This is a genomic window from Arthrobacter sp. Hor0625 (assembly GCF_052567525.1).
Map to the genome: position 1 here is coordinate 3,092,088 of NZ_CP199586.1, position 18,699 is coordinate 3,110,786.

General features: G+C 70.0%; 18 protein-coding genes. 8 read left to right on the forward strand and 10 right to left on the reverse strand.

The window, feature by feature from the left end; all coding sequences use genetic code 11:
• The first annotated feature begins 3 nt into the window (after nucleotides 1-3).
• The gene (locus ACTWLI_RS14215; RefSeq protein WP_445154426.1) at nucleotides 4-483 is read left to right on the forward strand and encodes a YbaK/EbsC family protein; all 480 of its coding nucleotides are present in this window, start codon (nucleotides 4-6) and stop codon (nucleotides 481-483) included.
• Between the two features lie 224 nt (nucleotides 484-707).
• Here ACTWLI_RS14215 and ACTWLI_RS14220 read toward each other — a convergent pair whose 3' ends face one another.
• Nucleotides 708-2,306 carry an ABC-F family ATP-binding cassette domain-containing protein gene (locus ACTWLI_RS14220; RefSeq protein WP_056739491.1) on the reverse strand — a complete coding sequence of 533 codons (1,599 nt, stop codon included), beginning with the start codon at nucleotides 2,304-2,306 and terminating at the stop codon, nucleotides 708-710.
• Nucleotides 2,307-2,649: 343 nt separating this feature from the next.
• Between ACTWLI_RS14220 and ACTWLI_RS14225 the strand changes: the two genes are divergently transcribed.
• From ACTWLI_RS14225 to ACTWLI_RS14235, 3 genes are read left to right on the forward strand one after another with little or no spacing between them, the layout of a single operon-like run.
• A complete protein-coding gene (locus tag ACTWLI_RS14225) occupies nucleotides 2,650-3,429 on the forward strand; it encodes a biotin transporter BioY (protein ID WP_445154427.1) in 780 nt (259 codons plus the stop codon).
• The gene (locus ACTWLI_RS14230; RefSeq protein ID WP_445154428.1) at nucleotides 3,426-4,202 is read left to right on the forward strand and encodes an energy-coupling factor ABC transporter ATP-binding protein; all 777 of its coding nucleotides are present in this window, start codon (nucleotides 3,426-3,428) and stop codon (nucleotides 4,200-4,202) included. Before ACTWLI_RS14225 ends, ACTWLI_RS14230 begins: the two co-directional genes overlap by 4 nt.
• Nucleotides 4,199-4,828: an energy-coupling factor transporter transmembrane component T family protein gene (locus tag ACTWLI_RS14235; RefSeq protein WP_445154429.1), complete on the forward strand. Its 630-nt coding sequence runs from the start codon at nucleotides 4,199-4,201 to the stop codon at nucleotides 4,826-4,828. The genes ACTWLI_RS14230 and ACTWLI_RS14235 overlap by 4 nt, the downstream gene beginning before the upstream one ends.
• 359 nt (nucleotides 4,829-5,187) lie before the next feature.
• On the opposite strand, the gene ACTWLI_RS14240 is transcribed toward ACTWLI_RS14235, so the two are convergent.
• Both ACTWLI_RS14240 and ACTWLI_RS14245 read right to left on the reverse strand, forming a co-directional pair.
• Complete coding sequence (locus ACTWLI_RS14240) at nucleotides 5,188-6,438, reverse strand: thiolase family protein (protein ID WP_445154430.1); 1,251 nt, start codon at nucleotides 6,436-6,438, stop codon at nucleotides 5,188-5,190.
• Nucleotides 6,431-7,906, reverse strand: coding sequence for a class I adenylate-forming enzyme family protein (locus ACTWLI_RS14245; RefSeq protein WP_445154431.1), 1,476 nt, complete (start codon nucleotides 7,904-7,906; stop codon nucleotides 6,431-6,433). Before ACTWLI_RS14245 ends, ACTWLI_RS14240 begins: the two co-directional genes overlap by 8 nt.
• Nucleotides 7,907-7,964: 58 nt before the next feature.
• Between ACTWLI_RS14245 and ypfJ the strand changes: the two genes are divergently transcribed.
• Nucleotides 7,965-8,849 carry a KPN_02809 family neutral zinc metallopeptidase gene (ypfJ, locus tag ACTWLI_RS14250; RefSeq protein WP_445154432.1) on the forward strand — a complete coding sequence of 295 codons (885 nt, stop codon included), beginning with the start codon at nucleotides 7,965-7,967 and terminating at the stop codon, nucleotides 8,847-8,849.
• A 142-nt stretch (nucleotides 8,850-8,991) separates the two neighbouring features.
• Here the strand turns inward: ypfJ and ACTWLI_RS14255 are convergent, their stop codons facing one another.
• The 6 genes from ACTWLI_RS14255 to ACTWLI_RS14280 all read right to left on the reverse strand — a co-directional run bounded on the left by ACTWLI_RS14255 (nucleotide 8,992) and on the right by ACTWLI_RS14280 (nucleotide 14,201).
• Entirely contained in the window at nucleotides 8,992-9,324 is a 333-nt protein-coding gene (locus ACTWLI_RS14255) for a metal-sulfur cluster assembly factor (protein ID WP_056739502.1), read from the reverse strand.
• 13 nt (nucleotides 9,325-9,337) lie between these two features.
• Nucleotides 9,338-10,135 (reverse strand): Fe-S cluster assembly ATPase SufC, encoded by a 798-nt coding sequence (sufC, locus tag ACTWLI_RS14260; protein WP_056739504.1) that lies wholly within the window; start codon nucleotides 10,133-10,135, stop codon nucleotides 9,338-9,340.
• An 83-nt stretch (nucleotides 10,136-10,218) separates the two neighbouring features.
• Nucleotides 10,219-10,578, reverse strand: coding sequence for a non-heme iron oxygenase ferredoxin subunit (locus tag ACTWLI_RS14265; protein ID WP_056739506.1), 360 nt, complete (start codon nucleotides 10,576-10,578; stop codon nucleotides 10,219-10,221).
• Nucleotides 10,579-10,606: 28 nt separating this feature from the next.
• The gene (gene sufD / locus ACTWLI_RS14270; protein ID WP_445154433.1) at nucleotides 10,607-11,893 is read right to left on the reverse strand and encodes a Fe-S cluster assembly protein SufD; all 1,287 of its coding nucleotides are present in this window, start codon (nucleotides 11,891-11,893) and stop codon (nucleotides 10,607-10,609) included.
• Nucleotides 11,893-13,356: a Fe-S cluster assembly protein SufB gene (gene sufB, locus ACTWLI_RS14275; protein ID WP_445154434.1), complete on the reverse strand. Its 1,464-nt coding sequence runs from the start codon at nucleotides 13,354-13,356 to the stop codon at nucleotides 11,893-11,895. The genes sufD and sufB overlap by 1 nt, the downstream gene beginning before the upstream one ends.
• Complete coding sequence (locus ACTWLI_RS14280; RefSeq protein WP_445154435.1) at nucleotides 13,356-14,201, reverse strand: helix-turn-helix transcriptional regulator; 846 nt, start codon at nucleotides 14,199-14,201, stop codon at nucleotides 13,356-13,358. The genes sufB and ACTWLI_RS14280 overlap by 1 nt, the downstream gene beginning before the upstream one ends.
• 105 nt (nucleotides 14,202-14,306) lie before the next feature.
• Between ACTWLI_RS14280 and ACTWLI_RS14285 the strand changes: the two genes are divergently transcribed.
• The 3 genes from ACTWLI_RS14285 to ACTWLI_RS14295 are packed head-to-tail and all read left to right on the forward strand — an operon-like array spanning nucleotide 14,307 to nucleotide 17,000.
• Complete coding sequence (locus ACTWLI_RS14285) at nucleotides 14,307-15,275, forward strand: ABC transporter ATP-binding protein (protein WP_445154436.1); 969 nt, start codon at nucleotides 14,307-14,309, stop codon at nucleotides 15,273-15,275.
• Nucleotides 15,272-16,045, forward strand: coding sequence for an ABC transporter permease (locus ACTWLI_RS14290; protein ID WP_445154437.1), 774 nt, complete (start codon nucleotides 15,272-15,274; stop codon nucleotides 16,043-16,045). Before ACTWLI_RS14285 ends, ACTWLI_RS14290 begins: the two co-directional genes overlap by 4 nt.
• Before the next feature lie 7 nt (nucleotides 16,046-16,052).
• Complete coding sequence (locus ACTWLI_RS14295; protein WP_445154438.1) at nucleotides 16,053-17,000, forward strand: COX15/CtaA family protein; 948 nt, start codon at nucleotides 16,053-16,055, stop codon at nucleotides 16,998-17,000.
• Between the two features lie 310 nt (nucleotides 17,001-17,310).
• Here ACTWLI_RS14295 and ACTWLI_RS14300 read toward each other — a convergent pair whose 3' ends face one another.
• On the reverse strand, nucleotides 17,311-18,273 hold the full coding sequence (locus ACTWLI_RS14300; protein ID WP_445154439.1) for a heme o synthase: 963 nt from the start codon (nucleotides 18,271-18,273) through the stop codon (nucleotides 17,311-17,313).
• Nucleotides 18,274-18,699: the final 426 nt, after the last annotated feature.

Below are 18,699 nucleotides of genomic sequence, written 5' to 3' on the forward strand. Positions count from 1 at the left end.
AACATGGAGCACACCATGCACCCCGACGCTGTAATGAATGTCCGCCGCGCACTGGAGGCCGCCGGCGCGGAGGACACCGTGGCTGTCTTCGACACGGCCGTGCCGACCGCGGCGGCGGCAGCGGCCGAGCTGGGTTGCGACGTCGCGGCGATCACGAACAGCCTGGTGTACGACCTCGACGGCGCTCCCCTGCTGATCCTCGCCAGCGGCGCCGCCAAGGTGGACGTCCGCAAGGTGGCGCTGTCCCTGGGCTCAGGCAAGATCCGCCGCGCCGATCCCGATTTCGTGCTGCTCCACACCGGCCAGCGCGTCGGCGGCGTCGCCCCGCTCGGCCACCCCAGCAAGATCAGGACCCTGCTGGACGAATCCCTGGCAGCCCACCCCATCCTCTGGGCCGGCGCCGGAGACCACAACTCCATGTTCTCCATCACCTACAAAGAGCTCCGCCGGATCACCAACGCGGAAGAACTCCAGGTGCGTTAGCCCGGAAGGGCGACGTCCACCGGCGCAAGGTGAGGTCCACACGAGCGCAGAACGGGGAGTCCACAAGCGCAAGGGGACGTGCACGCTAGCGGAACGGCACGGCTGATTTGCGTAGCGTGCGTCTAAGCGAGGAACGAGCGAGCACGCGGCAAATCGGGCGTGCCGAGCCGCGAAGCAACAACGGGCGGCGGCGTGGAGGTGACCGAAGAGGCCACCAACGACGCCTACGCCAGCGTGATCAGGTCCAGGTAGTCGTCGTTCCAGAGGTCCTCGACGCCGTCGGGCAGCAGGACGACGCGTTCCGGGTTGAGCGCCTCGACGGCGCCTTCGTCGTGGCTGACCAGAACGACGGCGCCGGTGTAGTTGCGCAGCGCGCCCAGGATCTCCGAGCGGCTGGCCGGGTCCAGGTTGTTGGTGGGTTCGTCGAGCAGCAGCACGTTGGCGCTGGAGGCGACGATCGTGGCCAGGGCCAGACGGGTCTTCTCGCCGCCGGAGAGCACGCCGGCGGGCTTGTCGACGTCGTCGCCGGAGAACAGGAACGAGCCCAGGATGCCGCGGACCTCGGCGTCGTTCATGTCCGGGGCGGCCGAGCGCATGTTCTGCAGCACGGTGCGGTCCACGTCGAGGGTCTCGTGCTCCTGGGCGTAGTAGCCCACCTTCAGCCCGTGACCGGGAATGACCTCGCCGGTATCGGGCTTGTCCACGCCGGCGAGCATGCGCAGCAGCGTGGTCTTGCCGGCGCCGTTGAGGCCCAGGATGACGACCTTGGAGCCGCGGTCGATCGCGAGGTCGACGTCGGTGAAGATTTCCAGCGAGCCATACGACTTGCTCAGCCCGTCCGCGGTCAGCGGGGTCTTGCCGCACGGGGACGGATCCGGGAAGCGCAGGGCCGCCACGCGGTCGGTTTCGCGAACCGCCTCGAGGCCGCCGAGCAGGCGTTCGGCGCGCTTGGCCATGTTCTGCGCGGCCACGGCCTTGGTGGCCTTGGCGCGCATCTTGTTGGCCTGGTCCATGAGGACCTGGGCCTTCTTCTCGGCGTTGGCGCGTTCGCGCTTGCGGGCGCGCTCGTCCGTCTCGCGCTGGACCTGGTAGCGCTTCCAGTCCATGTTGTAGATGTCGATGTGGGCGCGGTTGGCGTCCAGCAGGAAGACCTTGTTCACCGTCGCCTCGAGCAGCTCGGTGTCGTGGCTGATGACGATCAGCCCGCCCTGGTGGTTCTTCAGGAAGTCCCGCAGCCAGGCGATCGAGTCAGCGTCGAGGTGGTTGGTCGGCTCATCGAGGAGCATGGTCTCGGCGTCGGAGTACAGGATGCGGGCCAGCTCCACGCGGCGGCGCTGGCCGCCGGAGAGGGTCTTCAGCGGCTGGTTCAGCAGCCGGTCCGGCAGTGCCAGGTTGGAGCAGATCGCCGCGGCCTCGGCCTCGGCGGCGTAACCGCCGGCGGCGAGGAACTCGGACTCCAGCCGGTCGTAGCGGTTCATGGCCTTGCGCTGGACGGCAGCGTCCTCGCTGGCCATCTCCTCGTGGGCGGCGCGGAGCTTGCCGACGGCGATGTCCAGGCCGCGGGCGGAGAGGATGCGGTCGCGGGCCAGCTGCTCCATGTCCGGGGTGCGGGGATCCTGGGGCAGGTAGCCGATCTCGCCGCTGCGGGTGACCTTGCCGGCGGCCGGCAGGCCTTCGCCGGCGAGTACGCGGGTCAGGGTGGTCTTGCCCGCACCGTTACGGCCGACCAGGCCGATCTTGTCCCCCTTGTCGATCCGGAAACTCACCTGGTCCATAAGCAGACGGGCGCCGGCGCGCAGTTCGAGATCCTGGACGGTAATCAATGCAGCTAAGGCCTTTCACAACAGGGAACGCCGCGGCACAACGGATGGAGTCTGAACGGGGCCGGGGCAGAATGGCCGGAACAACGGCCTTAACCAGTCTACCGGCCGAGTCCGCGCCGGGTGACATCCGCCTGGGCACCGCGGACGACGGCGGGCGCCGGGCGCCGTCGGGCGCCCCCTTGGGCGGCGTCCCCCGGCGCCGTGGCTGAGCCCTTCCCGGCCCATTGGCGTGGTTCCCCAGAGCGGGGGCGCCGGTTTAGTGGGAGGCCTACAAAATGGGGCCGGCGCCGCAGCCGTATCGTCGGAGTAAAGGCCCCTCTACCGCCCGCACGAAGGACACACCATGAACGACACCAGCCAGCCCGGAGGCGGCGCCTCCCCGGCGCGGACGCACGGCCCCGCCGAGCCCGCTGCCGCCACCCAGGCCGCCGACGATTCCGCCACCCGGTCCGCCCCGCAGGCCGTCGCGCCAAGTGCCGCTCCGGCAACCGGCGCACCGTCTGCTGCCACGGGCACCCGGGCGCGCCGGTGGGACGCGACTGATCTGGGGCTGATCGCCGTCTTTGCCGCCCTGATCGCCGTGTCGGCACTGATTGCGGCCATCCCGGTGGGCGGCCTCGGCGTCCCGATCACCCTCCAGACCCTCGCGGTCATGCTGACCGGCCTGGCCCTGGGCCCCGGGCGCGCCTTCGCCGCCGTCGGGCTGTACCTGCTCCTGGGCTTCGCTGGGCTGCCGATCTTCAGCGGCGGCCGGAGCGGGCTGGGTGTACTGGCCGGGCCATCCGCCGGCTACATTTTCGGTTTCCTGCTGGCGGCCACGGCGCTGGGTGCGCTGACCGTCGTCGTGCTCCGCCGCACCCGTGCCGGCTCCGGGAAGGTGCGCGCCGTGCTGCTCTTCTGCGCGGCGATGGTGAGCAGCATCATCTTCGTCCACGGCCTGGGCATCCTCGGCATGGTGGTGAACGCCAAGCTCAGCTTCGGCGCGGCGTTCCTGGCCGACCTCGCGTTCTACCCCGGCGATGTGCTCAAGAACATCCTGGCCGTGTCCATCGCGCTGGCGCTGCACAAGGCGTTCCCGGACCTGCTGCTGCGGCGGATCCGGCGGGCGGACGTCCCCGCGTGAGCATTGTCATCGACCGCGCGGCCGTCCGGGTCGCCGTCGACGGCCGGGCGGAGCCGAAGACGCTCCTGGACGAGGTCACGCTGACCCTGTCCGAGCGCCGCATCGGCGTGATCGGCGCCAACGGCTCCGGCAAATCCACCCTCCTGCGGCTGCTGAACGGCCTCGTCGCACCGAGCTCGGGCTCTGTCACGGTCCACGGCGCCGACACGGTCCGCGGGGTGCGGGCGGTGCGGCGCCGGGTGGGCTTCGTCTTCACCGATCCGCTCTCGCAGCTCGTGATGCCGACCGGCCGGGAGGACGTGGAGTTGTCCCTGCGCCGCTCTGTGCGGGACGGGCGTGAACGGCGCGACCGGGCGGAGGCGGTGCTGGCACGGTTCGGGCTGCTGGCGCTCGCGGACCAGAGTATTTACGAGCTTTCCGGCGGCGAACGGCAGCTGATGGCCCTCGCCGCCGTGCTGGCCGTGGCCCCGGACATCCTGGTCCTCGACGAGCCGTCCACCCTGCTGGACCTGCGGAACCGGGAACTGCTGCGCCGCACCCTGGCCGGCCTCGAGCAGCAGGTCATCCTCTCGACCCACGACCTGGATCTCGCCCTCGACCTGGACCGGGTGCTGGTGGTCGACGCCGGCAGGATCGTATTCGACGGCGGCCCGGCGGACGCGGTGGGGTTCTACCGTGCCCTGTGCGCAGCGGATCCCGGAGACTCTTCAAGGGCTGCGGATCCTGCCGGTCCGGCAGCGTCCGGTGCTGGTTTGCCTGAGGCGGGCCCGTGAGAGGTCACGGCTTCCTCTTTGCCCAGTACGTCCCAGGGACCTCGTTGTTGCACCGGGCTCCCCTGTGGCTGAAGTTCCTGCTGGTGCTGGCGTGCGGCATGGCGTCGTTTCTGGTCGCGGACTGGGCCGTTGCCGCCGTCGTCCTGGCGCTGCTCTGTGCCGTCTTTCTGGGTACGGGCGCCGGCGCCCGCCGGCTGTTCCGTGCGGTCCGGCCGGTCCTTCCGGTGCTGGCCATGGTCGGGCTGTTCCAGTGGTGGCAGCTTGGTGGTCCGACGGCGGCCCGGATCGTGCTGAACATCCTGGTCTGTGTCGTGGCCGCGTCGATTCTGACAGTTTCCACCCCGGTCCAGGCGCTGCTGGACGGCGTCGCCTCACTGGCGCGGCCCTTCCGCCGGCTGGGCGCCGATCCGGAGCGCTTCGCCCTGACGATTGCCGTCATGCTGCGCAGCATCCCTTTTATCGCGGGCGCCTACGCGGACGTGCGGGACTCCGCCCGGGCCCGCGGCCTGGACCGGAATCCCCGGGCCCTGGTGCTGCCGGTGTTCATCACGACGGTGGCCTTCGCCCGGCAGACCGGCGAGGCGCTGGCTGCCCGCGGGCTCGGCGAGACCGGCACGGAGGACTGAGCCTCAACTCCACCGGACATGCCCGCCGCCAGGGCGGGCCGCTGGGCATACCGGATCATGCTCAGTCCCCGTCCCGAAGAATGAGCATGTCCGTTCCAGCCGCGCACAAGGACCCGCCCGTTCCCGCTGCCACATGACGGACATGCCCGTCCTCGGGCTTAGCCGCCGGGCATACCAGATCATGCCCAGTCCCCGCACCGAGCAATGAGCATGTCCTTTCCAGCCGCCCACAAGGACCCGCCCGTTCCCGCTGCCACGTGACGGACATGTCCGTCCCCGGGCTTAGCCGCTGGGCATGCCGGATCATGCCCAGACCCCGCACCGAAGAATGAGCATGTCCGTCGGGATGTAAGGGCCGGCTAGGACAGGATGCGGTACTCGAACAGCGCCGCGGTCCCCATCCCGCCGGCAATGCTGATCATCGCCAGGCCCAGCAGTCCGTCCGCCCGTTGGCGGCGGGCCTGGGCCAGGAGCCGGGTCACGAGCACGGCGCCGGAGGCGCCGTAGGCGTGGCCGAGGGCGAGGGCTCCGCCGTCGAGGTTGACGCGGTCCGGGTCGATGCCGAGCTGGTCAAGACACGCCAGGATTTGGGAGGCAAACGCCTCGTTGAACTCGATCAGGCCTAGCTCCGCGGCCGTGACGCCGCTATCCGCCAGCAGGCGCTCCGCGGCGGCGGCCGCCCCCATCCCCAGCAGGGCCGGGTCCACGCCCGCGGTCCGTGTCGCCCGCACCAGCAGCCCGTCCCGGGCACCCAGGGCGCGGGCGTGCGCCACGGAGGTGACGACGGCGGCGGCTGCCGCGTCCGCGTCGAAGCAGGAGTTGCCGGCGGTCACGGTCCCGCCGGGGACGAACGCGGCTGGAAACCGGGCCAGCGTCGCGGCAGTAAGTGACCGGCGCGGCCCGTCGTCGGCCGCTACAGTGCCTCCCGCGACGGGCAGGGCGGTGATTTCGCCGGCGAACGCCCCGGCGGCCGCAGCGGCGAGGGCACGCCTATGGCTGCGCAGGGCGAAGTCATCCTGCCGTTGCCGGCTGATGCCAAAGCGGGCAGCGACGTTCTCTGCCGCCACGCCCATGTCCGGGTCCCCGAAGCTCTCCGGGGCGAACCGGGGACGGGTGAAGAACTCGGGACCGTCGGTGCCGGGGAACGCCCGCAGCGGGGCCGTGCTGATGCTTTCCACCCCGCCGGCGAGGTAGACGGCGCCGTCGCCGCCGAGAGGGCTGCCGCCGAAGGAGCCACCGGAGGCGACCATCCGGGACGCCAGGACAATCGCATCGAGCCCTGAGCCGCACTGCCGGTCCACGGTCAGTCCCGGGACGGCCGCCGGCAGCCCCGCCTCCAGCGCCGCGAGCCGTGCCACGTTGCCGCCGCCGCCCACGGCGTTGCCGGCCACGACGTCGGCGACCGACCCGGGCGCGGCTCCGGAGTCGGCAAGCAGGCTTCGCAGGACCGGGGCCAGCAGCTCCTGGGCCTGCAGGGCCTTCAGTGCTCCCCGGGCACGGCAGACCGGGGTCCGGCGGGCGGCGATGATGACGGGCTGCCAGTCGTCCGGGAGCGCCGCGGGCCCGGAGGCTGCCGCACGGGGCCGCTGGCGGGGCTGGACGTCAGCCAAGGCGCCGGAGGCGTGAATCGTTGCCGGCGATCCACGCGAGCAGGAGCGGACGGCTGGGCTTGCCACGGTCGGTCAGGGGAAGTTCGGACACGGCGTAGTAATCCAGGGGGCGTTTGCTGCGCGGCAGGATGTCCTCCAGTCCCGCCCGGAGCTGGGTCGCGGTCAGGCCGCCGTGGGAGGCCAGCACGGCGGCCACGACCCGTTGGCCGCGCAGGTCGTCCGGCGCACCGGCCGCCACGGCCGCCGCGACGCCCGGGACCGAGGCGAGGGCGAGCTCGATCTCGTGCGGGTACACGTTGGTGCCGGCGGTGTTGATCATGTCCGAGCGGCGGCCGAGCAGGTGCAGGACGCCGTCGGCCAGGTAGCCCTGGTCCCCCACCGTGTACCAGCCGTCGAAGCACCGCAGCGCCTCCCCGTCGTCGCCCCACAGGTACCCGTCACTGACCATGCCGCTGCGGACGCTCACGTTGCCGACGTCGCCGTCCGGGAGCGGCCGTCCGGCGCCGTCGAGGATCCTGATGTCGACGCCGGGGAACGCCCGGCCGATGCCGGTTCCCGCGGGGGGCGCGACCGACGCCGGAATCCCGTCAGACCCCGGCGCCCCGTTCGACGCCGCGGCCCCGGCCGGGGCGAGGCCGGCGCCGGCGACGAAGCTGAGTTCGGCGGCGCCGTAGTACTCGAAGATGGTGGCGTTGGGCGCCCAGCGGCGGGCGGCCTCCAGGGTCCGGGCGTCCAGCTTCGACCCGGCGCAGATGATGCTTCGGAGGCCGGAGGCGTCCACGCCGCCGGCCAGGCCGCGCTCGCTGAGCAGGCGGAGCATCGTCGGCACCAGCACCAGGCGGGTGATGCCGTCGTGGGCGATGGCGGTGTGGGCGTCACCGACGTCGAAGCGCTCCAGGGTGTGGAACTCGGAGCCGGCGTACAGGCACTCCGCAAGGGCGTAGAGGTTGAGGCTGGCGGCAAGCGGTCCCGGGGCCAGCGTCCGGTCCCGGGCCGTCAGGCCGAAGAACTCGATCGAGGAATCGAAGGAGACCTGCCAGGAACGCCGCGACCGGCTGAACGCCTTCGGCAGGGCCGTGGTCCCGGAGGTCAGTCCCACCAGGAACGGCGTCTCCGGGGGCCCGTCGGTGAGCCCCGCGCCGGCATGCGGGTCCCCCAGGGCGCCGGGCACCGCCGCTTCGCCGGGCTCCGCCGCCAGGATCCTGGTCCGCAGCCCCTCAAGGAGCTCCGGCGGCCAGGTCGGGTCGAGGACGGCACAGCGGCGCGGGCCCGCGACGGCCGCCGCGAACGACACCACAAAATCCAGGGAATTCGGTTCCGCCAGCACCGTGACGGCCGGCGCCGCCGGGACCCGCGCCGCCGCCGCATCCCGCAGCCCGGCCCAGTCCAGCCGCTTGCCGGCGACGGCCACGGCGGTCCCGTCGGGGCGGTCGTCGGCCCAGCGCTGAAGTCGGTCGAGGAAAGGCATCGGATCAACTTTACCGGCCTGGGCCGACGCCGCGGGTGGCAGGGGATATTGTTTCAGCATGAGTTTCAATGACAACGTCCAGCTGGACCCGTCCCAGGTCCAAAGCCGCGGCGGCATGGGCCGCGGCACCAAAATCGGCGGCGGGATCGGCGGCGGCATTGTGCTGCTCCTGGCCGCCCTGTTCGGCATCAACCCGCAGCTGCTCGAAGGCCTGGCCGGCACCACCGGTGATCAGTCCCAGACCCAGAGCACCGCCCCGGCGTGCAAGACCGGCGCCGACGCTGATGCCAACCTTGAGTGCCGGATCGTGGGGACGGTCAACAGCCTGAACGCGTTCTGGCCGGAATACCTGGCCCAGTACAACCGCAAGTACCCGCAGCCGGACACGGTGCTGTTCCGCGGTGCCACCAGCACCGGCTGCGGCAGCGCCACGTCCGAGGTGGGCCCGTTCTACTGCCCCGCCGACCAGACGGCGTATTTCGACCCCGGCTTCTTCCAGGAACTCGTGGACCGGTTCGGTTCCTCCGGCGGCCCGCTGGCCCAGGAATATGTGGTGGCGCACGAGTTCGGCCACCACATCCAGAACGTCCTGGGCACGATCGACCGCGCCCAGCAGGACCCGCAGGGACCGGAGTCCGGCGCGGTGCGCGTGGAGTTGCAGGCTGACTGCTATGCAGGCCTCTGGGTCAGGTACGCGACCACCACCAAGGACCCCAACACCGGACAGCCGTTCCTTGAGCCGCTGAAGACCCAGGACCTGCAGGACGCCCTGTCCGCGGCGTCCTCGGTGGGCGATGACCGGATCCAGAAGGCCGCCACCGGCCGGGTGTCGCCGGAGTCCTGGACCCACGGCTCCAGCGCGCAGCGGCAGAAGTGGTTCTACCAGGGCTACAAGACCGGCAACATCAACCAGTGCGACACCTTTAAGGTCGCCACCCCGTAGCCCGTCGGCCGCCGGGTAACCGCCCTTCTGACAGGCTGGAAGGTCGGTTGCCGGGCACCCGATGCCGGCACGGCGCAAAAGACGGCGGCGGGCCCACCTCAGAGAGGTGGGCCCGCCGCCGTCTGTGCGTCCGGGGAGGAACTCAGATGTTGAAGCCGAGGGCGCGCATCTGGTCGCGGCCGTCTTCGGTGATCCGCTCCGGACCCCACGGCGGCATCCAGACCCAGTTCAGCCGCCAGTCGTCAACGATGCCGTCCAGGGCCTTGCCCACCTGCTCTTCGATCACGTCGGTGAGCGGGCAGGCGGCCGTGGTCAGCGTCATGTCGATCAGCAGGGCGCCGTCGTCGTCGGAGTACTTGAGACCGTAGAGCAGGCCCAGGTCAACGATGTTCACGCCCAGTTCAGGGTCGATCACATCCTTGAGCGCCTCTTCGACGTCCTCGAGGCCCGTGCGGGCCGTGTTGGTTTCGGTCATGGCGTAGTCCTAACTAGGCCTGTGCCGCGGCGTCGGCTGCGGCGATGGTGGCGGTTCCGGCGCCCTGGACGTAGCGGTCGTAGCCCTCTTCTTCCAGGCGGTCGGCCAGCTCGGGGCCGCCTTCCTCGACAACCTTGCCGTCGACGAAGACGTGCACGAATTCCGGCTTGATGTAGCGCAGGATCCGGGTGTAGTGGGTGATCAGCAGGGTGCCCATGTTGCCTTCGGCGTGGGCGCGGTTGACGCCTTCGGAGACGACCTTCAGGGCATCGACGTCCAGGCCGGAGTCGGTTTCGTCGAGGATGGCGAACTTGGGCTTGAAGAGCTCGAGCTGGAGGATCTCGACGCGTTTCTTCTCGCCGCCGGAGAAGCCTTCGTTAACGTTGCGCTGGGTGAAGTCGGCGTCGATCCGCAGCTTCGCCATGGCTTCCTTGACGTCCTTGGTCCAGGTGCGCAGCTTGGGCGCTTCGCCGTCGATCGCGGTCTTGGCGGTGCGCAGGAAGTTCGTCATGCTCACGCCGGGGACCTCGACCGGGTACTGCATGGCCAGGAACAGGCCGGCGCGGGCGCGCTCGTCGACGCTCATCGCCAGAACGTCCTCGCCGTCGAGCGTGATGGTGCCGCCGGTGACGTTGTAGCGGGGGTGGCCGGCGATCGTGGAGGCCAGGGTGGACTTGCCGGAACCGTTGGGGCCCATGATGGCGTGGGTCTGGCCGGTCTTGATGGTCAGGCTGACGCCCTTCAGGATTTCCTTGGTGCCCTGCTCGGTGTCAATGCTGACGTGCAGGTCCTTGATCTCAAGAGTAGACATATGTCTCGTTCTCCTCTGCACCGCCGGCTCGGCGGCGGTGCGGTTTTCTGGTCATTGAAGTTTTGGTGGAGCTGGGTGGCCGGTCAGCCGGCGTTCGGAGCCTCGGCCCCGTTCAGGACGGTGCTGACGTCCACATAGACGCCGCCGTCCTGGACGGTGACCGCGAAGACGGGCACGGGATCGTAGGCGGGAAGCTGCAGGGGCTGGCCGCTGCGCAGGTCGAACTGGGAGCCGTGGCCCCAGCATTCGATCGTGCAGCCTTCCACCTCGCCCTCGGAGAGCGAGATGTCCGCGTGCGAGCAGGTGTCACCAATCGCGTGGATCTCCCCCATCGAATCCTTCACGACCGCTACGGGGTAGTCGTCGATCAAGATGCGCAGGGCCTGCTTCACCTGGATTTCCGCGGCGTTGCACACCAGCTCGCCCTTTGGCTGTTCCGTCATCCCGTGCCCTCTTCCGTTGGTCCGTCGTCTAGTTGTCCGTGGCGGCGAGCTCGCGCTCGACGGCGGCCGTGAGGCGTTCCTCGATGGCGGGCACCCGGATCTGCTGGATGATCTCGTTGAGGAAGCCGCGGACCACCAGGCGGCGGGCGACCTTCTCCGGAATGCCGCGCGCCATCAGGTAGAACAGGTGCTCGTCGTCGAAGCGGCCCGTGGCGCTGGCGTGGCCGGCGCCGGCGATCAGGCCGGTCTCGATTTCCAGGTTCGGCACGGAGTCGGCGCGCGCGCCGTCGGTGAGGACCAGGTTGCGGTTGGCCTCGTACGTGTCGGTGCCTTCGGCTTCCTTGCGGATCAGGACGTCGCCCACCCACACGGTGTGCGCGTTGCGGCCCTGCAGGGCGCCCTTGTACAGGACGTTGGACTTGCAGTTCGCGACCGCGTGGTCGACGAAGAGGCGCTGCTCCAGGTGCTGGCCGGCGTCGGCGAAGTACAGGCCGAACATTTCCGCTTCCGCGCCGGGGGCGGTGAAGCGGGCCGACGGCGTGACGCGGACCAGGTCGCCGCCGAGGCTGACGACGATGTGCTTGAACTTGGCGTCGCGGCCGAGCTTCGCCTGCTGCGAGGAGGCGTGAACGGCGTCGTCGTTCCATTCCTGGAGCGAGATGACGGTCAGTTCCGCGCCGTCTTCAACGAGGATTTCCACGTTTTCCGAGACGACGGCGCTGCCCTGGTGGTCCAGGACGACGACGCCGCGGGAGAACTTCTCGGCAATGATGACCACGTGCTGCGCGGAGGCAGCTGCACCCTGACCGGTCAGCACCACGCTGACCTCGCCTTCGGCCTGGACGTTGGCGGGAACGGTGATGACCGTGGCCTCGGCGAAGTTTTCCCAGGCGTTCGCGGACACCCGGTCCTCGGGGATGGCCGCGGAACCGATGCGGGCGTCGTCCCGGCCGACGGTCTCGACCCTGACGCCCTCGGGCGCGGTGACGGCGACGGCCGGCGCCGCCCCGCCGAGGACCTCGGTGTGCAGGCCGCGGAGGCGCTTGAGCGGGGTGAACCGCCAGTCCTCTTCCATGCCGGTCAGCGGCTTGAAGTCCGCCAGGGTGTAGGAAGTCAGGCGGCCGGCGCGCGAGCTGTCCGGGACGCCGACGCCGCCGCCGTGCGAATGCGCCTTGACGGCGTCACCTGCGAGCGGTGCCTTCGACTCGGCGGAGTTGAGCGGCGAAAGGCTTTCGCCCTCCTCGGTGAAACCGTCGATGAACGGCGGGGATGAGGGCGCGCCGATGCGCGCCTTTTCAGTAGTGATGTCAGTCATTAACCGACCGATCCTTCCATCTGCAGTTCAATCAGGCGGTTCAGCTCGAGCGCGTATTCCATCGGCAGCTCACGGGCGATCGGCTCGATGAAGCCGCGCACGATCATCGCCATGGCCTCGTCCTCGCGCATGCCGCGGGACATCAGGTAGAACAGCTGCTCTTCGCTGACGCGCGAGACCGTGGCCTCGTGGCCCATCACGACGTCGTCCTCACGGATGTCGATGTACGGGTAGGTGTCCGAGCGGCTGATCGTGTCGACCAGCAGCGCGTCGCAGCGGACCGTGTTGGCCGCGTGCTTGGCGCCTTCCCGGACCTGGACCAGGCCGCGGTAGGCGGCGCGGCCGCCGCCGCGGGCCACGGACTTGGAGATGATCGAGCTCTTGGTGTTCGGCGCGATGTGCACCATCTTCGAGCCGGTGTCCTGGTGCTGGCCTTCACCGGCGAACGCGATCGAGAGGGTTTCGCCCTTGGCGCCCTCACCGACCAGGTACACGGCCGGGTACTTCATGGTGACCTTGGAACCGATGTTGCCGTCGATCCACTCCATCGTGCCGCCCTCTTCGCAGACGGCGCGCTTGGTGACCAGGTTGTACACGTTGTTGGACCAGTTCTGGATGGTCGTGTAGCGGACGCGGGCGCCCTTCTTCACGACGATCTCCACGACGGCGGAGTGCAGCGAGTCCGAGGTGTAGATCGGCGCGGTGCAGCCCTCGATGTAGTGGACGTAGGAGTCCTCGTCCGCGATGATCAGGGTCCGCTCGAACTGGCCCATGTTCTCGGTGTTGATGCGGAAGTAGGCCTGCAGCGGGATGTCCACGTGGACGCCCTTGGGCACGTACACGAAGGAGCCGCCGGACCAGACCGCGGTGTTCAGCGAGGCGAACTTGTTGTCGCCGACCGGGATGATGGTGCCGAAGTACTCCTGGAAGATCTCCGGGTGTTCGCGCAGGGCGGTGTCCGTGTCCAGGAAGATGACGCCCTGGGCTTCCAGGTCCTCGCGGATCTGGTGGTAGACAACCTCGGACTCGTACTGCGCGGCGACGCCGGAAACGAGGCGGCTGCGCTCGGCTTCCGGGATGCCCAGCTTCTCGTAGGTGTTCCGGATGTCCTCGGGCAGGTCCTCCCAGCTGGCGGCCTGCTTCTCCGTGGAGCGCACGAAGTACTTGATGTTGTCGAAGTCGATGCCCGACAGGTCCGCACCCCAGGTGGGCATGGGCTTGCGGTCGAAGTACTTCAGACCCTTGAGGCGCAGGTCCAGCATCCACTCGGGTTCGTTCTTCTTGGCCGAGATGTCACGGACAACGTCCTCATCGATACCACGGCGGGCGTTGGCGCCGACGTCGGTCTTGTCGGCCCAGCCGTACTCGTAGGTGCCGATTCCGTGGAGCTCGGGATTCTTTTCCAGAATCTCCGAAATCACCGTGGATTCAGCAACCTTCTTCTCTGATAGTTGGTCCGTCATCACGGCCTTTCTTGCAGATGGTTGGATACTTCGTCCGGACTGTCCTGCCCCGCGGGGCTGGCGGCCCCGGGAGCGGCCGGACGGCCCGTAGGTATGTGGGTGGTGCAGACGTGGCCGCCGCGCGCCAGCGTGGAGAGCCGGCGGACATCGACGCCGAGCAGCCGGGAGAAGACGTCCGTCTCCGCCTCGCAGAACACCGGGAACTCCGCGGCCAGCTGCTGGATGGGGCAATGCCCCTGACAGAGCTGGACGCTGGAGAGCGCCGCCGGAAGCGGTGCCTTGGCTTCGATGGACTGCGCCGAGGCGACGAAACCGTCGCGGCTCAGGGCCGCGGACAGCGCCCGGGCGCGGGCCGTGATGTCAGCCCCCGCCGCCTCGATTTCCGGCGTGTAGCGGCGTTCCATCTGTGCGAACCGTTCGACGGCGAACTCGCGCACCGCCTCGGGGCCTGCCAGGTCACCGATCCGCCGCAGGGCGGACCCGGCAATGTCCAGGTAATCATTGCCAAGGCTGGACTGGCCCTGCGAACTGAGCACGTAGCGGCGGGCGGGCCGGCCTGCGCCGGCGCCTGCCCGGGCAGCGCGCTTGACCTCGATGACGCCGTTGCGGGACAGATGGTCCAGGTGGCGGCGCACCGCGGCCGGGGTGAAGCCCAGCATCTCGCCCAGCTCCGCGGCGCTGATCGGCCCGTGCTCCAGGACCGCGGCCTGGACCCGGTCCCGGGTGCGCTCGTCGGCCTCGCGCGCGTGCGCAGCCCGGCCAACCGCAACCGGCTCCGCGCGCACGGGCGCGGAGGCAGGCTCGGCTGCGGGCACAGCGGACGTCGGGGGGCTCATGGAATACACAACACAATCATGTCGTAATTTAGTCCCCCGATCCAGTAAGGCATGGCTTCCCGTGCCGCAGGCCGGGCTCGGCTCCGCTGCTACTACATCGCGTAGAATGCTCAGGTGCGATCTCCCGAATCCCCCGCCCTCACCATCAGCGGGCTCATCAAGGATGTTGGCCCGCTGCCCAGCCTTGACGGCAAGATGCTGCGGGTGGTCAGCGGGCTGTCCCTGACCGCCGAACGCGGCAAGGTCACAGCCCTGCTGGGTGCCAACGGCGCGGGCAAGACCACGACGATCGAGTGCGCCCAGGGGCTGCAGAAGCGGACCGGCGGCCTGATCAGCCTGCTCGGCGCGGACCCGGACACCGCCGGAGCCGAACTGCGGGCCCGGGTGGGCGTGATGCTCCAGGACGGCGGACTGCCGCCGTCGGCGCGCCCCGTGCCGCTGCTGCGGCACATCGCCGGCATGTACCAGGACCCGTGGCCTGTCGATGACCTGATCGCCCGGCTGGGCATCGACGCTTTCAGCCGCACTTCGGTGCGGCGGCTCTCCGGCGGACAGAAGCAGCGCCTGGCCCTCGCGGCGGCCCTGGTCGGCCGACCCGAGGTGCTCTTCCTCGACGAACCCAGCGCCGGCCTGGACCCGCAGTCCCGGCAGCTCGTGTTCGAGCTGATCGGCGAGCTGCGCGACCGCGGCATGGGCATTGTCCTGACCACCCACCTGATGGACGACGCCCAGCGGCTGGCGGATTACGTCTACATCATCGACGCCGGGCGCAACGTCGCCGAGGGCACCGTCGCCCAGCTGCTGCGGCACGAGCTGACGGCGGACCCGGCCGGGCAGCACATCCGCACCCTGCTCTTCGAGGCCGAACCCGGCCTGGACCTCACCGGGGTGCTGCCGGACGCCGTCGACGTCCGCGAAACACGCGCCGGCAGCTACAGCGCCACCGGCCCGCTGACGCCGGCGGACCTCTCCGCCGTGGCCGCGTGGTGGGCCGCCCGCGGCATCATGCCCGCCTCGATGAGCCTCGCGGCCCGCAGCCTGGAAGACGTCTTCCTCGACATCTCCGGAAGGGAGACCCGATGAGCTCCTCCCCCGCCACGGCAGCGCTCGGCAGCAGGCCCGCGCCGCTGCTGCGCCGCGTCCTGCTCCAGGGCCGGTATGAGACCGTCACCATGCTCCGCAACGGCGAGCAGCTGATCCTCGCGGTCATCCTGCCGTTGCTTGCCCTGGTGGGACTGACTGTCACCCCGCTGCTGGACGGCCTCGGCTCAAGCCGGGTCAACATCGCCGTCCCGGGAATCCTGGCCCTGTGCGCCATGTCGACGGCCTTCACCGGCCAGGGCATCGCCACCGGCTTCGACCGCCGCTACGGGGTCCTGCGCTTCCTGTCCACCACCCCGCTGGGCCGGACCGGGCTGATCCTCGGGAAAGTCCTGGCCGTGCTGGCGGTCCTGGTGCTGCAGGTCCTGGTGGTTGCCGCCGTCGCGCTGCCGCTGGGCTGGCGCCCCGCCCTGCCGGGCCTGCTGCCGGGAATGCTGCTGCTGGTCCTCGGCGCGGCGACCTTCACCGCGCTGGGCCTGCTCGTGGCCGGCACCGTCCGGCCCGAGGCGACCCTGGCGATCACCAACCTGCTGTGGATCCTGCTGGGAGCCCTGGGCGGCATCGTCCTGCCGGCCGAGCGGCTCCCCGCAGCCGCCCAGGCGGTGGTGCACTTCCTGCCCTCCGGCGCGCTGGGACAGTCGCTGCGGGACGCCTTCCTGCACGGCAGCGTCAACCTGGCCGCCGCCTTTGTCCTGCTGCTCTGGACGGCGCTGGCCGGCCTCGCGGCAACCCGTTGGTTCAAGTGGAATTGAGAAAACTGTGAGTACGGCCTCCCGCCCTTCCCGGCTCGTGTCCCGGGTGTCCTCCCGGCTGCCCGTCACCGTCGACAAGACGGTGCGCCGGCTGGCCGTGCTGTCCCTCATCGGCCAGACCGTGCTGGTGGTCACAGGCGGCGCCGTCCGCCTCACCGCCTCCGGGCTGGGCTGCCCCACCTGGCCCCGCTGCACGGACAGCTCCCTGGTAAACACCCCCGAAATGGGCATCCACGGCATCATCGAGTTCGGCAACAGGACGCTGACCTTCGCCCTGGCCGGCGTCGCCGTCGCCATGCTGGTGTTCCTCTGGAACCTGCGCAAGGAACGGCGCGACCTCTTCGGCCTGGCCCTGGGCCTGCTGGCCAGCATCCCGGCCCAGGCCGTGATCGGCGGCATCACGGTCCTCACGCAGCTCAACCCGTGGGTGGTGGGGCTGCACTTCCTAGTCTCCATGGCGCTCGTGGTGCTGGCCACCCTGCTGGTCAACCGGGCCTACGGCCGGACCGGCCGGGCCCGGACCCGGGAACTAGCGGCACTGCCCGGCGCCGCCCGCCCGGTGCTGGCCGCCACGGCGCTGATGGCCGCCGTCGCCGTCTGCCTCGGCGTCGTGGTCACCGGGGCGGGGCCGCACGCCGGTGACGCGGACGCGCCGCGCAACAACCTGGACTGGGACCTGTTCTCCCACATCCACGCCGTCCCGGCGTACCTGGTGACCGCCGGGGCGCTGTTCGGCGTGTTCCTGGTGGTCCGCGGCCGCATCCAGGGCCCCTTCCGCACCGCCGTTTTCCTGCTGCTGGGCGTCACCGTGCTGCAGGCCGTCATTGGTTTCACGCAGTACTACAACGGCATCCCGGCCCTGCTGGTCGGCGCCCACATGCTCGGCGCGGCCCTGCTGATGAGCGCCGCCACCAACGCCGCCGACGTCGCGCAGAGTAGCCCGGTGAAGAACTAGCCCCCAGCGCAGCCTGCCTTCCCCAGTCGCCGGCTCGAAGGCGCCGCCGTCCGGGGGCGCTTTGGCCCGCCATTGCCGACGTCGGCGGGCTGGGGTTACGGCGTGTCCGCGCCAATGTGCCCCCGGTCCGCTGGTCGACGGGTCCACGGCGAGGGCGTTCCAGAGTACTTTCCCCGAGCCACTCGGCTGCGCAAGGTCTAACACGGAGGCCCCCGCGGTCAACATCAAGAACCCCCGAGCAGAAGAGCCCCGGTCCGTTTGGACCGGGGCTCTTCTGTCAGGCCTGGGGACTTGCCCCTTGGACGGCTGCCTAGCCGCCGACGATCGCGGACCCGACGAACGGGTCAACGGCGAGGGCCAGGAACAGCAGTGTGAGGTAGCTGATGGAGCCGTGGAAGACCTTCATGGCGCCCTTGTTGGAGACGTCGCCGCCCTGCGCGCGGTTGTAGAGGGCGTGCGACTCGTACAGGAACCAGGCGCCCGCGGCGGCGGCGGTGACCGTGTAGACCCAGCCGGCGCCGCCGACCGGGATGAGCAGCAGCGAGCAGGCCACCATGGCCCAGGCGTACAGGACCACCTGGACGGAGACGACCTTGGCGCCGGCGATCGCGCCGAGCATCGGCACGTTGGCGTTCCGGTAGTCCTCGCCGTAGCGCATGGACAGCGGCCAGTAGTGCGGCGGCGTCCAGAGGAAGATCACCATGAACAGGACGAACGCGGGCCATTCCACCGTGTTGGTCACGGCCGCCCAGGCAATCAGCACCGGGAAGCAGCCCGCGGCGCCGCCCCAGACGATGTTCTGGGCGGTGCGGCGCTTGAGGATCATCGTGTAGATGACGACGTAGAAGACAATGGCTCCCAGGCCCAGCCAGGCCGAGAGCGGGTTGGCGCCGAACCAGAGGATCACGATGGCGGCCGCGCCGAGCAGCCAGGAGAACACCAGTGCTTCCCGCGGTGTCACCTCGCCCGTGACCAGCGGACGGTTCTCGGTCCGGTGCATCAGCTTGTCGATGTCCCGGTCGATGTAGCAGTTGAAGGAGCCGGCACTGCCGGCGGCGAAAGCGCCGCCCACCAGGGTGGCGAGGATCAGGCCCAACGACGGGAAGCCGCGCTCGGCGTAGATCATGGTCGGCAGCGTGCTGACCAGCAGCAGCTCGATTACCCGGGGTTTCGTGAGCGCCAGATAGGCCTTGGCCTTGCGGGCGAAGCCGATCCGGCCAGGGGCCTGGGAGGCATTAAGCGGCGTATCTGTTGTGCTCACGGTGGCAGTCACTCTGTTCTGTCTGGCTGGTCTGTCCGGCTGGTCGCCGCGGTGCGGACAGGTCCGTTGCACCGCGGCCGCAAGGGGGTCCGCGCACAGCGCACAGGCATGTCCCCGCCCCCGTTGGTCGCCACCCACCATCATAGCGTGGCGGCACCGGCCCCGGTTCCCCGCGGGGCCGCCCCCTTCGGCCGCACCCGAGGTGACTCGCTGCCACCCCCGGCCCGCGGTGATTCACATAAGACAAAAAGCGGTCCAATGCGTGAGATGTTCACTGCCCGGCAGGTGGAATGGGGCTAAGCTGGGTCACAGATCGGCACGCACGGGCGGCCGCCCCAACGGCGCTCCCTGCCTCTGCGCATGCGACTAGTGATAGATCAACGTTTCGATGGTGAACGGCTGGTACGAACCGCAGCGGGCACCTTCCTGTGCTCCGGC